The 13,613-nt window shown below is 71.3% G+C and carries 11 protein-coding genes; 6 read left to right on the top strand and 5 right to left on the bottom strand.

All coding sequences use genetic code 11. The features are described from left to right. Window positions 1-170: 170 nt before the first annotated feature. The 6 genes from ACFQ87_RS31920 (at window position 171) to ACFQ87_RS31895 (ending at window position 7,232) form a co-directional block, all read left to right on the top strand. A complete protein-coding gene (locus ACFQ87_RS31920; protein ID WP_380614349.1) occupies window positions 171-1,799 on the top strand; it encodes an ABC transporter substrate-binding protein in 1,629 nt (542 codons plus the stop codon). 69 nt (window positions 1,800-1,868) lie between these two features. Then, window positions 1,869-2,795, top strand: a complete 927-nt coding sequence (locus ACFQ87_RS31915) for an ABC transporter permease (RefSeq protein ID WP_380614348.1) — start codon at window positions 1,869-1,871, stop codon at window positions 2,793-2,795. 76 nt (window positions 2,796-2,871) lie between these two features. Continuing rightward, the gene (locus tag ACFQ87_RS31910) at window positions 2,872-3,786 is read left to right on the top strand and encodes an ABC transporter permease (RefSeq protein ID WP_380614360.1); all 915 of its coding nucleotides are present in this window, start codon (window positions 2,872-2,874) and stop codon (window positions 3,784-3,786) included. Between the two features lie 16 nt (window positions 3,787-3,802). Next, window positions 3,803-4,855: an ABC transporter ATP-binding protein gene (locus ACFQ87_RS31905; protein WP_380614347.1), complete on the top strand. Its 1,053-nt coding sequence runs from the start codon at window positions 3,803-3,805 to the stop codon at window positions 4,853-4,855. Beyond that, window positions 4,845-6,023 (top strand): ABC transporter ATP-binding protein, encoded by a 1,179-nt coding sequence (locus ACFQ87_RS31900; RefSeq protein ID WP_380614346.1) that lies wholly within the window; start codon window positions 4,845-4,847, stop codon window positions 6,021-6,023. Before ACFQ87_RS31905 ends, ACFQ87_RS31900 begins: the two co-directional genes overlap by 11 nt. A 159-nt stretch (window positions 6,024-6,182) precedes the next feature. Then, window positions 6,183-7,232: an ABC transporter ATP-binding protein gene (locus ACFQ87_RS31895; RefSeq protein ID WP_380614345.1), complete on the top strand. Its 1,050-nt coding sequence runs from the start codon at window positions 6,183-6,185 to the stop codon at window positions 7,230-7,232. A 32-nt stretch (window positions 7,233-7,264) separates the two neighbouring features. Here ACFQ87_RS31895 and ACFQ87_RS31890 read toward each other — a convergent pair whose 3' ends face one another. The 5 genes from ACFQ87_RS31890 to ACFQ87_RS31870 all read right to left on the bottom strand — a co-directional run bounded on the left by ACFQ87_RS31890 (window position 7,265) and on the right by ACFQ87_RS31870 (window position 13,350). After that, window positions 7,265-8,983, bottom strand: coding sequence for an ABC transporter family substrate-binding protein (locus ACFQ87_RS31890; protein WP_380614344.1), 1,719 nt, complete (start codon window positions 8,981-8,983; stop codon window positions 7,265-7,267). Window positions 8,984-9,118: 135 nt separating this feature from the next. Beyond that, a complete protein-coding gene (locus tag ACFQ87_RS31885) occupies window positions 9,119-11,506 on the bottom strand; it encodes a peptidoglycan binding domain-containing protein (protein WP_380614343.1) in 2,388 nt (795 codons plus the stop codon). Between the two features lie 249 nt (window positions 11,507-11,755). Beyond that, window positions 11,756-12,211: a DUF6113 family protein gene (locus ACFQ87_RS31880; RefSeq protein ID WP_380614342.1), complete on the bottom strand. Its 456-nt coding sequence runs from the start codon at window positions 12,209-12,211 to the stop codon at window positions 11,756-11,758. Further along, window positions 12,208-13,125, bottom strand: coding sequence for an N-acetyl-1-D-myo-inositol-2-amino-2-deoxy-alpha-D-glucopyranoside deacetylase (mshB, locus tag ACFQ87_RS31875; protein WP_380614341.1), 918 nt, complete (start codon window positions 13,123-13,125; stop codon window positions 12,208-12,210). Before mshB ends, ACFQ87_RS31880 begins: the two co-directional genes overlap by 4 nt. Before the next feature lie 30 nt (window positions 13,126-13,155). Further along, window positions 13,156-13,350 (bottom strand): DUF2304 domain-containing protein, encoded by a 195-nt coding sequence (locus ACFQ87_RS31870; protein WP_380614340.1) that lies wholly within the window; start codon window positions 13,348-13,350, stop codon window positions 13,156-13,158. Between the last annotated feature and the right edge of the window lie 263 nt (window positions 13,351-13,613).

Below are 13,613 nucleotides of genomic sequence, written 5' to 3'. Positions count from 1 at the left end.
CGGCGCTGCGTTGATCCGGCGCTGCGTTGATCCGGCGCTGCGCCGATCCGGCGCCGCGTCAACCCCGCACGGGGTTACGGCACCCGTCCGGGTGCACCCGACTCGCGCCGTCGTCGAGGCGCGCTTCTCATGGGGTGTGATGCGACACACACCCATGAGGAGGGACCTCCATGCCCGTAGCTGCCCGTGCTCGCCTGGTCCTCGCCGCTGCGACGTCCGTGGTCCTGGTGGCCACCGGGTGCGGCGGCGGCGGCGGAGGAGGAGGTGGCACCAGCTCGTCGAACGCCACCAAGACCTTCAGCTACCAGAGCAGTGAGCCGCAGAACCCGCTGCAGCCCGCCAACGCGAACGAGGTCGGCGGCGGTCGCATCATCCAGAACCTCTTCAAGGGGCTGGTGGACTACGACCCCAGCACCGCGAAGATCCGGATGCAGGTCGCGGACAAGATCGACACCAGCGACTCGCAGACCTTCAACGTCACCCTGAAGGACGGCTGGAAGTTCCACGACGGCACCCCGGTGCACGCCAAGAACTTCGTGGACGCTTGGAACTGGGCGGCCAACCCGGCCAACGCCCAGATCAACAGCTCCTGGTTCGACGACATCGAGGGCTACCAGGACGTCCACCCGACCAGCGGGAAGCCCACCGCGGACAAGATGTCCGGACTGACCGTCACCGACGACCTGCACTTCACCGTCAAGCTGCGCCACAAGGTCTCGTACTTCGAGTACAAGCTCGGCTACATCGCCTTCTCACCGCTGCCGGACGGCTTCTTCAAGGACCCGACCGGGTTCGGGCAGAAGCCGGTGGGCAACGGGCCGTACCAGTTCGTCAGCTGGTCCCACAACACCGAGGTGGCCACCAAGACCTTCCCGGACTACCAGGGCGTGGACAAGCCGAAGAACGGCGGCATCGTCTTCAAGATGTACACCACGTCCGAGGCCGCCTACGCGGACCTGCAGTCCAACAACCTGGACGTGATGGACCAGGTGCCGCCGTCCGCGCTGGCGACGTACAAGAACGACCTCGGCGACCGGGCCATCGACGCCCCGCAGGGCGCGATCCAGAACATCGGCTTCACGCTCTACCAGGCCGACTGGTCCTCCCCGGACAAGGCCAAGGTGCGTCAGGGCCTGTCGATGGCGATCGACCGCGACACCATCACCAAGACCGTGCTGCAGGGCTCCCGCAAGCCGGCCACCGCCTGGGTGGCCGAGGGCGTCGAGGGCTACAAGGAGGGCGCCTGCGGCGACTTCTGCAAGTTCGACCCGGCCAAGGCCAAGCAGCTGATCCAGGAGGGCGGCGGCGTCCCCGGCAACAAGCTGCTGATCACCTACAACGCGGACGGCGGCCACAAGGAGTGGGTCGACGCGGTCTGCAACTCGATCCGGCAGAACACCGGCGTCGACTGCCTGGGCGACCCGAAGCCGGACTTCAAGACCGCGCGCGCGGCGATCACCACGCACCAGCTCGACGGCGCCTTCCGCACCGGCTGGGTGCAGGACTACCCGCTGAACGCCAACTTCCTGTCCGACGTGTACCGCACCGGCGCCGCCTCCAACGACTTCGGCTACAGCAACCCGCAGTTCGACGACGCGGCCACCAAGGCCGACGAGGCCGCCAGCGTCGCCGACACGGTGACCGGCTACCAGCAGGCCGAGGCCGTGCTGCCGAGCGGCATGCCGGCCCTCCCGCTCTGGTACTACCGCACCAACTCGGGCTACTCGAGCAAGGTGCAGAACGTGAAGTTCGACTCCTTCGGAAACCCGGCCTGGACCCAGGTCGAGGTCAAGGGCTGATCTCCTGCGGCCCGCCCGGCGGGCCCGCACCACCGGCCCGGCCGGCCGGAACGTAGGAAGGAGGCTCGGATGGGCAGTTACGTGCTGCGGCGGGTGCTGCAGATGATTCCGGTGTTCTTCGGCACCACGCTGCTGATCTTCGTGATGGTCTACACGCTGCCGGGTGACCCGGTGGTCGCGCTGTTCGGCGAGAAGGCCGCCGACCCGGCCGTGGTGGCCAGCATCAAGCACAAGTACTTCCTGGACCAGCCGGTCTGGAAGCAGTACCTGCACTACATGGGGAACCTCTTCCAGGGCGACTTCGGCACCAGCTTCACCGGGCGCCCGGTCTCCGACATCATGGCCAACGCCTTCCCGGTCACCATCCGGCTGGCGCTGCTGGCCTTCGTCTTCGAGATGATCCTGGGCCTCGCCCTCGGCCTGGTCTCCGGGCTGAAGCGCGGCAGCATCCAGGACACCCTGGTGCTCGTGCTGACCCTGGTGGTGATCTCGATCCCGGTCTTCGTGCTGGCGTACATCGCGCAGACGGTCTTCGCCACCAACCTCGGCTGGGTCACCCCGACCGTGCAGAACAGCTACGACCTCTCCCAACTCGTACTGCCTGCCGTGGTGTTGGGTTCGCTGTCGCTCGCCTACGTGGCCCGGCTCACCCGGACCTCGATCGGCGAGAACCTGCGGGCCGACTACATGCGCACGGCCGTCGCCAAGGGCCTTCCCCGGCGCACCATCATCCTGCGCCACCTGCTGCGCAACTCGCTGATCCCGGTGGTCACCTTCCTCGGCACCGACCTCGGCGCGCTGATGGGCGGCGCGATCGTCACCGAGGGCATCTTCAACGTGCAGGGCATCGGCAACGTCCTGTACCGGGCGATCAACACGAAGGAAGGCCCCACCGTGGTCGGCATCGTGACCGTCCTGGTGATCGTCTACCTGGTCGCCAGCCTGCTCGTCGACCTGCTCTACGCGGTCCTGGACCCGAGGATCCGCTATGCCTGACATCCATGACGAGGACTCGTACGAGCCGCACCCCAAGCCCGGCGTCTCGCGCCTCGACTATGCCGGGGAGCAGGGCATGGCGGTCGAGCGGGAGACCCTGGTCGAGCGGGACGTCGAGAAGCGGGAGGAGGCCCGCAGCCTCTGGGGCGACGCCTGGCGGGACCTGCGCCGGCGGCCGATCTTCCTGATCTCGGCGGTGCTGATCCTGCTGCTCGTCATCATGGCGATCTTCCCCGGGGCGTTCACCGACGCCGACCCGCGCAAGGCCGACCTGGTGCACGACTACCTGCGGCGGCCGGACTGGGGCGACATCTTCGGGACCGGCTGGTTCGGCTACGACGCGCAGGGCCGCTCCATCTACGCCAGGGTCATCTTCGGTGCCCGCGCCTCGATCACCGTCGGCATCTTCGTGACCGCCACGGTCACCGTGCTCGGCGGGCTGACCGGCATGATCGCCGGGTACTTCGGCGGCGCCGTGGACGCGGTGATCTCCCGGATCACCGACATCTTCTTCGGCATCCCGCTGCTGCTCGGCTCCCTGGTGCTGCTGAACGCCTTCTCGACCCGCACGGTGTGGAGCGTGGTCATCGCGCTGGGCGTGCTCGGCTGGACCCAGATCGCCCGCGTCATGCGCGGCGCGGTGCTGACCGTCAAGCAGGCCGACTACGTGGTGGCCGGCCGGGCGCTCGGCGCCGGGACCGGACGGCTGATGTTCCGGCACATCCTGCCGAATGCGATCGCCCCGGTGATCGTGGTCGCCACCATCGCGCTCGGCGGCTACATCGCCACCGAGGCGACGCTGAGCTTCCTCGGCATCGGCCTGCAGGACCCGACCATCTCCTGGGGCATCGACATCTCCTCCGCCCAGAAGGTGATCCGCACGGCGCCGTACGTGCTGTTCTTCCCGGCCGCGGCGCTCTCCGTCACCGTGCTGGCCTTCATCATGCTGGGCGACGCGGTGCGCGACGCCCTCGACCCGAAGCTTCGCTGAGCGAGGGGAGCGCATCGTGACTACAGCTGTGGACAGCACCGAACGCGAGCGGGAGACGCCGTACGAGGGGCCGCTGCTCGACGTGCGGGACCTGCACGTCGAGTTCGTCACCCGGGACGGCGTGGCCAGGGCCGTCAACGGGGTCAACTACAGCGTCCGGGCCGGGGAGACGCTGGCGGTGCTGGGCGAGTCCGGCTCCGGCAAGTCGGTGACCGCGCAGGCGATCATGGGCATCCTGGACATGCCGCCGGCCCGGATCCCGCGCGGCGAGATCCGCTACCGCGGCCAGGACATGCTGAGGATGGGCAAGGACGAGCGGCGGAGGATCCGCGGCCGGAAGATCGCGATGATCTTCCAGGACGCGTTGTCCGCCCTCAACCCGGTGCTCAGCGTGGGCTTCCAGCTCGGCGAGATGTTCCGGGCCCACCAGGGGGCCTCCCGGGCGGAGGCCAGGGCGAAGGCCGTCGAGCTGATGGAGCGGGTGCGCATCCCGGCGGCCAAGCAGCGGGTGAACGACTACCCGCACCAGTTCTCCGGCGGCATGCGCCAGCGCATCATGATCGCCATGGCCCTGGCCCTGGAACCGGACCTGATCATCGCCGACGAGCCGACCACCGCGCTGGACGTGACCGTCCAGGCCCAGGTGATGGACCTGCTGGCCGAACTCCAGGCCGAGTTCCACATGGGTCTGATCCTCATCACCCACGACCTGGGCGTGGTCGCCGACGTGGCCGACAAGATCGCGGTGATGTACGCGGGCCGGATCGTCGAGACCGCGCCGGTGCACGAGCTGTACGCGCGCCCGGCCCACCCGTACACCCGGGGCCTGCTGGACTCCATCCCGCGGCTGGACCAGAAGGGCCAGGAGCTCTACGCGATCAAGGGCCTGCCGCCCAACCTGCTGCGGATCCCCAGGGGCTGTGCCTTCAACCCGCGCTGCCCCCGGGCGCAGGACATCTGCCGGGCCGAGGTGCCGGAGCTGTTCCCGGTCGCCGAGGAGGACGGCACGCCGCTGGAGGGGCGCGGCAGCGCCTGCTTCTTCTGGAAGGAGACCCTCCATGACCGTTGACGGAGCCGGCGCCGGCAGGGCCGCCGCCAACGGGTCCAGCGCGCTGGGCGCGGTGGTGCCGGAGGAGGTCGCGTTCGACCAGGAGGTTCCGCGCGGCGAGCCGATCCTCGAAGTCCGGGACCTGGTCAAGCACTTCCCGCTCACCAAGGGCGTGCTGTTCAAACGGCAGGTCGGCGCGGTCAAGGCCGTCGACGGGGTCAGCTTCGACCTGATGCAGGGTGAGACGCTCGGCATCGTCGGCGAGTCCGGCTGCGGGAAGTCCACGCTGGCCAAGGTGCTGATGAACCTGGAGCCGGCCACCGGCGGCTCGGTCCGGTACAAGGGGGAGGAGATCTCCCGGCTGTCCGGGTCCGCGCTGAAGGCCGTCCGGCGCAACATCCAGATGGTGTTCCAGGACCCGTACACCTCGCTGAACCCGCGCATGACGGTCGGCGACATCATCGGGGAGCCCTTCGAGATCCACCCCGAGGTGGCGCCCAAGGGCGACCGCCGCAAGGCCGTCCAGGACCTGCTGGACGTGGTCGGGCTCAACCCCGAGTACATCAACCGGTACCCGCACCAGTTCTCCGGCGGTCAGCGTCAACGCATCGGCATCGCCCGGGGGTTGGCGCTCAAACCGGAGGTCATCATCTGCGACGAGCCGGTCTCGGCGCTGGACGTGTCGGTGCAGGCGCAGGTGATCAACCTGCTGGAGCAGCTGCAGGGCGAGTTCAACCTGTCGTACATGTTCATCGCGCACGACCTCTCCATCGTCCGGCACATCTCCGACCGGGTCGGTGTGATGTACCTGGGGAAGATGGTCGAGATCGGCAGCGACGAGGAGATCTACGACCACGCGACCCACCCGTACACCCAGGCGCTGCTGTCGGCCGTACCGGTACCGGACCCGACGGCGCGCGAGTCGCGGGACCGGATCGTGCTCACCGGGGACGTGCCCTCGCCGGCCAACCCGCCGTCCGGCTGCCGGTTCCGCACCCGCTGCTGGAAGGCGCAGGAGCGCTGCGCGGTGGAGGTTCCGCTGCTCGCCTCGCCGAGCTGGCTGCGGGACGCGGCCTTCCACGACTCGGCTTGTCACTTCGCGGCGGAGCGCGAGATCGGGCAGAGTGCGGCGGAGCGCGAGATCGGGCAGAGTGCGGCGGAGCGCGAGAACGGACAGAACGGCGACTGACTGCGCCGTCCCCAGGGCGCGTCCTCGGAACGGGGGCGCGCCCCGTGTTGCGCCGTGATGGAACCGAGATCTGCCGTGCCCTCCCCAAGTGCGCGTCGGTCATTGATAGTTGCAAGGCGCCTATCGATGGTCGCTGCTGTGCTGAGGAGGGCTGCTCACATGGACGCGGTGGAGGTGATCGGCGGCGGCCGGTCGAGCCTGGAGCCCGGGACCCCGTTGCTGGAGGTCGAGGACCTGCACATCGAGTTCCACACCCAGGACGGCGTCGCCAGGGCCGTCAACGGGGTGAGCTACTCGGTGTCGGCGGGGGAGACGCTGGCGGTGCTGGGGGAGTCCGGCTCCGGCAAGTCGGTGACCGCGCAGGCGGTCATGGGCATCCTGGACGTGCCACCGGGAAGGATCACCGCGGGGCGGATCATGTTCCGGGGTGAGGACCTGCTGACCATGAACCCCAAGGCCCGGCGGGCCGTCCGGGGCCAGCGGATCGCGATGATCTTCCAGGACGCGTTGTCCGCCCTCAACCCGGTGCTCAGCGTGGGCTACCAGCTGGGCGAGATGTTCCGGGTGCACCAGGGGCTCTCCCGCAAGGAGGCCCGGGAACGGGCCGTGGACCTGATGGAGCGGGTGCGCATACCCGCCGCCCGGCAGCGGGTCGGCGACTTCCCGCACCAGTTCTCCGGCGGCATGCGCCAGCGCATCATGATCGCCATGGCGCTCTCCCTGGAGCCCGAACTGATCATCGCGGACGAGCCGACCACCGCGTTGGACGTCACGGTGCAGGCCCAGGTGATGGACCTGCTGGCCGACCTCCAGGCCGAGTTCAACATGGGCCTGATCCTGATCACCCACGACCTGGGCGTGGTCGCCGACGTGGCCGACAAGATCGCGGTGATGTACGCGGGCCGGATCGTCGAGACCGCGCCGGTGCACGAGCTGTACGCGCGCCCGGCCCACCCGTACACCCGGGGCCTGCTGGACTCCATCCCGCGGCTGGACCAGAAGGGCCAGGACCTGCACGCCATCAAGGGCCTGCCGCCCAACCTGCTGCGGATCCCGCAGGGCTGCGCGTTCAACCCGCGCTGCGACCGGGTGCAGGACCGCTGCCTGACCGAACTACCGCCGCTGGTACCGGTGGTGGACGAGGAGGGCGCCGAGCTGCCGGGCCGGCGCAGCGCCTGCCACTACTGGCGGGAGACGCTGCACGGCTGAGCCCCTTCGGGCCGACCGGACGCCGGGCGGCCCTACTTGGTGAAGCCGACGTTCTCCCAGACGATGTCGGACAGCCCCTGCGCCCCGACGTTGGCGAGGTCGGCGCGGGCGCCGTACAGCTGCGGACGCTGGTAGAGCGGCAGCACGCCGGCCACCTTCCAGAGCTCGCCGTCGGCCTGGTTGATCGCCTCGGAGGCGGTGGCGGCGTCGGTCGCGGCGGCGGCCCGGTCGAGCGCGGCGTCCGCGGCCGCGCTGCCGGCGCCGACGTGGTTGGCGCCGCCGTTCTGCGCGAAGCCGGCCCGGCTGCCGCTGGCCGGGAACGGGGTGCCGAGCAGGGCGTAGGCGGCCAGGTCGAAGTCGTTGCGGTTGACGTACTTGTCGAAGAACTCGTTGGCGGCGGCGGTCACCGTGGTGACCTTGATCCCGACGTCCTTGAGCATCTTGGTGACGCCGGTGGCCTCGTTCTGGGCCACCGCGACCCCGGCCGGGACGATCATCCGCAGGTTCAGCTCGCGGCCGTCCTTCTTCCGGACGTCGCCGTCGAGCTTCCAGCCGGCCGCGTCCAGCTTGCGGGCGGCCTCGGCGGGGTCGAAGCGGGACAGGCCGAGGGAGTTGTCGCGGTAGCCGTTCTGGTTGGCGACCAGCAGGTGGTTGTTGAGCGGGACGCCGGGCCAGTCCAGGCCGTTGAGGTCGGAGCGGATCAGGGCGTCCCGGTTGATCGCCTGGAACACGGCCTGGCGGACGGACGGGTCGCCGAGCGCCGGGGTGCGGGCGTTCAGGGTGATCTGCCGGAAGTCCGGCCCGCCGGCCCGGCGCACGGCGGCGCCCTTGGTGTTCTTGATGACCTGGTAGCCGGCCAGGTCGGGGCCGTTGTTGAAGAGGTCGATCTCGCCCTTGGCGAAGGCTGGGCCCATCGCGTTGGGCAGCATGGCGTGGAAGACGATTTTGTCCAGCATCGGCTTGTCGCCCCACCAGGTGGGGTCGGCGACCAGGGTGACGGTCTGCGCGGCCGGGTCCAGGCGGTCGACCTTGAACGGGCCGGCGGTGAGCGGGATCGCGTCCAGGTAGGCCGAGTTGAACAGCTCCGGGGTGGAGACCTTGGAGGCCGGCAGCAGCGGGGCGTTGGCGGCGCCGTTGAACATCGACTGCCACTCGGAGAACGGCTGGTCGAAGGTCATCACGGCCTGGAAGTCGTCCTTGCCGCGCTCGACCGAGGAGACCAGCTCGAAGCCGGTGCTGCTGGAGGGTCGGTAGGCCGGGTTCCTGCCGTTCAGGGCGTGCCAGTTGGCCTCGATGTCGCGCCAGGTGATCGGGGTGCCGTCGGACCAGTGGGCCTTGGGGTTGAGCGTCCAGGTGACCACCTGCCGGCCGTCCTTGAAGTCGGCGTGCGCCTCCTGCAGGTAGGCCGGGTTGACGGTCTGGGTGCCGGCCGCGTCCGAGCGGAAGAGGGTCGGCAGCAGCGGTTTGGTGACGGCGATGGTCGAGGACTCGCTGCCGTCGGTGTGGATCGGCGACCACTGGTGGGAGAACTGGGTGATCGCCAGGTTCAGGGTGCCGCCCTGGCGCAGCTCGGAGCGGTCGTGCTGGTTGATGTCGATCGAGGTGAGCTTGGGCACCCCTGCGGCGCTCGGCATCGCGTCCGCGGCCGCGTCGCCCTGCCCGGAGGAGCAGGAGCAGAGCGCGAGCGAGAGGGTCAGGACGGTGAGGCCGGCGAGCAGTGCCGTCCGGTGGTGCTGGAGGCGGCTGCTCATCGGCGTGGCTCCCGGGGTCGCTGTGACGGAAGGTGTGGCGTCACATCTTGCTGACCGGGAGGTGGAGTTGTCGAGAGGCGGGACCGTCTGCCGGTACTGCGGCAGCGGGCCCGCCCCTCGTTCGTGTCCGGTCCGTCAGACAACGGTGAACTTGAAGGTGCGGTCCTTGTCACCGGTCTTGTCGAACAGCGAGGTGACGGCGTCCGCGACGTCCTGCGGGGTGATCGTGCCGGTCTGGCCGTTCTTCTTGACCTTCACCTTGTCGAACACGCCGTTCAGCTGGGAGCCCAGCGCGTCGAGGTCCCACTTGGGCACGATCTTGCCGGAGGCGTCCGGGACCAGCGTGAGCGCCTTGGCGGCGGTCTTGCCGCCGAACTCCCAGGACTTGGCACCGGCCACGATGTGGATCTTGCCGTTGACGACCTGCTTGCCGAGGCCGTCGGCGGCGGCCTGCAGGGCCTGGGTGGAGACCTTGGGCTGGGCGGCCGTGACGGCCAGCGCGATCGGCTGGTCCGGCTTGCCGTCGGCGCGGTCGCGGTAGGCCTGCTCGACCACGTCCAGGGCGGCGTTGGAGTCCACCGCCTGGCCGGCCTTGCCGGGCACCACGACCGGGTCGCCGGTGTCGCCGAACTTGACGTAGCCCTCCTGCAGGCCCTGGCCCGAGCCGGCCGCCAGCGAGTCCAGCGCCGCCTTGAGCTTGGCCCGGTCGACCCGGACCTGCGGCGCGACCGCCTTGCTGCCGCCCTCGAGCGACTTGATGACGTCGACCGGGTTGTAGCTGTGCGCGGCGAGGCCGTCCACGGTGGCCGTGGTGTCGAAGCTCAGCCCCGCGACGGTCGGGTCGAGGTCGACGCTCTGGTCGCCGATCTTCAGCTTGAGCGGCTGCTGCCCGGCCTTGCCGACCGAATCGTCCAGGGCGTGGATCGCCTGGTCACGGCTGTTGCCGCCGATGTCGGTGCCGAGCACCACGGTGCCCTTGGGGACGTCCGACTGGTTGAGCATCAGGCCGGTGCCGTACGCGGCGGCGCCGAGGAAGAGCACGCCGCCGACGGCGTAGACGCCGAGCTTGACCAGCTTCTTGGCGCCGCCGCCCTTGGCCTTGTCCTTGCCCTTGGCGGGGGCGGCCGGCTCGGCCTTGGCCGGAGCCGGGGCGGGGTTGGGTGCGGAGGCGGACTGCGCGGCGGGACCGGGCGGGACCGGGCCGGCGGGACCGCCCGGAGCGGGCCGGGCCGCCTCCGGGCCCGGGCCGGGGGCCGGGGTCGGCAGCGGGGTGAGCTCGGTGGCCTCCGGGTCGCGGCCGGCCTGCAGGGGGCCGCCGGGGGCGGGCTGCGGCGCGCCCGGGAACAGCCCGCCGGGGGCCGCCGGGGGGCCGAAGGGGTCCTGGCCGGGGGCGGCCGGACGCTGGGTGGCGAACGGGTCGGCGCCGGTCGGGGCCGAGGCGAACAGGCCCGGCTGCGGACGGCCGTCGCCGCCGCGCTGGGCGCCGTTCTGGGGCAGGCCGGGTATGGCGGCCGGCGGCGGGGTGTTCTCGCGGATCGGCGCGAAGCCGTCCACGGAGGTGTCCTCCGGACCGGGCTCGGCGGTGGCCGGGCCCTGCGGACGGCCGTTCAGACCCGGCGCGCCCTGCGCGCCGTTCTGCTGCCGCCGGTTCGGCCGGCCACCGTTCGGTCGGCCACCGTTCGGCTGGGCCCCGTTCGGCCGTGGGGCCGACTGCTGGGCCTGCTGCTGGGGGCGGCCGCCGCGCGGGCCGCGCGGACCGGCCTCGGGGCCGGTCGGGGCGAACGGGTCGGCGGCCTCGTACACCCCGGGCTCCTCGGCCGGCGTCTCGGCGCCGAACGGTGCGGCGGGGGCCTGGTTCGGCGACTTGCCCGGGGCGGGCACCGGGCGGCCGTTCGGGCGGGCCGCGGCGGCGGCCGGGGCCGGGCGGGTGCCGTTCGGGGCGCCCTGCGGACCGGCCTCGGCGGCGGTGCCGGGCCCGGCCGGGGCCTTCGGTGCGCTCGGGGCGCCGGCCGGCACGGCGGCCGGGGTGGGCTCGGCGGCCTGGGCCTTCTTCTGCCGCGGCCGGAACCACGCGCCGGTGGACTCGGACTCGGAGGTCGCCGGCGGGATCGGCGGGATCTGCCACTCCGGCGGCAGGTGCGGCGGGGTGGCCGCGCGGCCGCCGCCCTCCATCACGCCGAGGACGGGCGAGGCGGGCGCGGAGCGGTGCCGCGGGCTGCCCGGCTCGGCGGCGGCCGGGGCCTGCTCGCCCGGGCCGTCCTCGTTCTTGACGGTGCTGCGGACGACGACCGGCGGGATCGGGCGCGAGCCGGGGATGTTGATCCGGACCCGGGTGGTCAGGGTGGTCTCGGTCTTCGGACCGTCGTCCTCGCCGCCCGACGCGGCGCCCTGGTCGGCACCGGCCGCGGCCCGGTCGCCGCCGGGGAACCCCGGGGTGCCGTAGGGCGGCGTGCCCGACGGGTAGGCGTCCGGACCCGTGCGCCGGGGCGTCGGGTTGGCGTTGTCAGATTCGCGGCTGCTCAATGCTGCTCTGCTCCGGGTTCGCGGGCGGGCCGTGCGGCGCGACCGCGGTTCGTGGTCGCCGGGCCCTGGGCCTGTCTCTGCGACCGACGGTCGGGTTCGACGTACTGCGGGACCACCATACTGGGAAGAACTGAGCGGTGAACGGCTTCGGACAGATCCTGATACGTCCGGTTCCTCCGGTATGAGAGTACGGCCGTATGGTCCTGACTGCGCGTCGTGCGCGGTGCCGTTCGCCGCTCGCGGGCGGGATCAGCGCGGGGAGTTGGGCACCCCCGGGAACCAGCTGCCACGGGTGGGCAGGGTGGCGCAGATCACGCCCAGGACCGAGCCGGCGAACAGCCAGGCCAGCGAGGTGGCGTTGGACCACAGCACGTTGTCGCCCTCCGGCCGGGGCACCATCATCAGCAGCATCGCCAGGAACCAGCCGGCCGCGGGCATCGCGGCGCCGAGCCGGGTGCCGGTGATCCGGAGACCGGCGTAGAAGGTCGCGACGCTCGCGGCGAGCGCCAGCAGAACCCCCACCGGCGGCCACAGGGCCTGCACAAAGGATCCGCAGACCGACACCGCGATGCCGAGCAGGAAGAACAGGACATACACCGCGATCCGGACGGCGCGCGGGGGTTGAGGCTCGGCCAGCCGCTCCTTCTGGGTGCCGAGGACGGTCGCCGCGAACGAGCGGCGCGGCGGCGTGGCGGGCGCGGTCATCGGACGGTCCCCTCAGTGGCGGTCTCGGGCTCGGTGTCGTGCTCCAGGCCCGCGAACAGGTCGTGTTCGGGCCGCTCCGGACCGGCCTGGCCGCGCACCAGCTGGTAGTACTCGGTGGCGAACAGCGGCTGGCCGAGGTCGTTGGAGAGCGCGAAGAAGGCGCCGTCCACGGTGATCTGGGTGGCGTGCGCGGCCATCGCGGCGGCCTTGCGCCCCGCGTACCCGGCGCCGTCCAGCGTGGTGGTGACGGCCTCGTCGGCCACCACCCCGGGCACGTCGGCGGGCTGGGCGACGCCCGGGAACGGCGCCTTGGCGGCGGTCTCGGCGAGCCCGGCCTCGATCACCGAGCGGGGCATCCGGTTCCAGTACACCTTGGAGATCCGCCAGGCCCCGCCCAGCTCCGGGCGGTGCGCCGGGTCGGCGGCCAGCTCGTACGCGCGCATCGCGACCCGGTGCGCCTGGATGTGGTCCGGGTGCCCGTAGCCGCCGTTCTCGTCGTAGGTGACCAGTACCTGCGGCCGCACCTCGCGGATCACCGCGACCAGGTGGCCGGCCGCCTCGTCCACGTCGGCCCGCCAGAAGCAGCCGGGGACGTCGTTGTCGGACACGCCCATCATCCCGGAGTCGCGGTAGCGCCCCGGGCCGCCGAGGAAGCGGAAGTCGGTGACGCCGAGGGCGCGCATCGCCTCGGTCAGCTCGCCGATCCGGTACGCGCCGAGGCTGTCGTCCCGATCGGCCGTCAGATGGGCCAGCTCGGGTGGGATCACCTCGCCGCCCTCGCCGAGGGTGCAGGTCACCAGCGTCACCCGGGCGCCCTCGGCGGCGTACCGGGCCATGGTGGCGCCGTTGCCGATCGACTCGTCGTCGGGGTGGGCGTGCACCAGGAGGAGGCTGCGGCCGGTAGTCGCGGTCATGGGAGGAAGCCTAACGACCGCGGCTGCGGGTCAGAGCTTCAGGCCGTTGAGCATTCCGGCGAGGTTGGTGGTGACCTGGGTGATCGACGGGGCGATCGAGCTGGAGGCCAGGTAGAAGCCGAGCAGCGCGCAGACGATGGCGTGCGTCGGCTTCAGGTCGGAGCGGCGGACCAGCACCACCACGATCGTCAGCATCAGCGCGACGGCGGAGATGTTCATGGCCATGTCGGCTCACACCCCTTCTCGGGCGCCGACCCCTGGGGAGGGCCGGCGGTGGGACCGTACGGGAATCGGGGTCGGGTGACCGGGGCCGGGACGGACCCGACGGTCACTCGCCCGACCAGTCATACCCGATAGGTAAGGGGAGCATTACATTCAGTGAGTCCGCGCGCGCCCGGGCATCGGGGCACTCGTGCGGCGCATGGGCCGGTCGGAGGGGGTTTGGACCTCTTTGGGGCGTACTTCGCGACGATGCTCCGAACGAGTGA

This window comes from Kitasatospora sp. NPDC056531 (assembly GCF_042794375.1).
GTDB lineage: Bacteria > Actinomycetota > Actinomycetes > Streptomycetales > Streptomycetaceae > Kitasatospora.
This window is presented reverse-complemented; position numbering and strand designations above follow the sequence as displayed.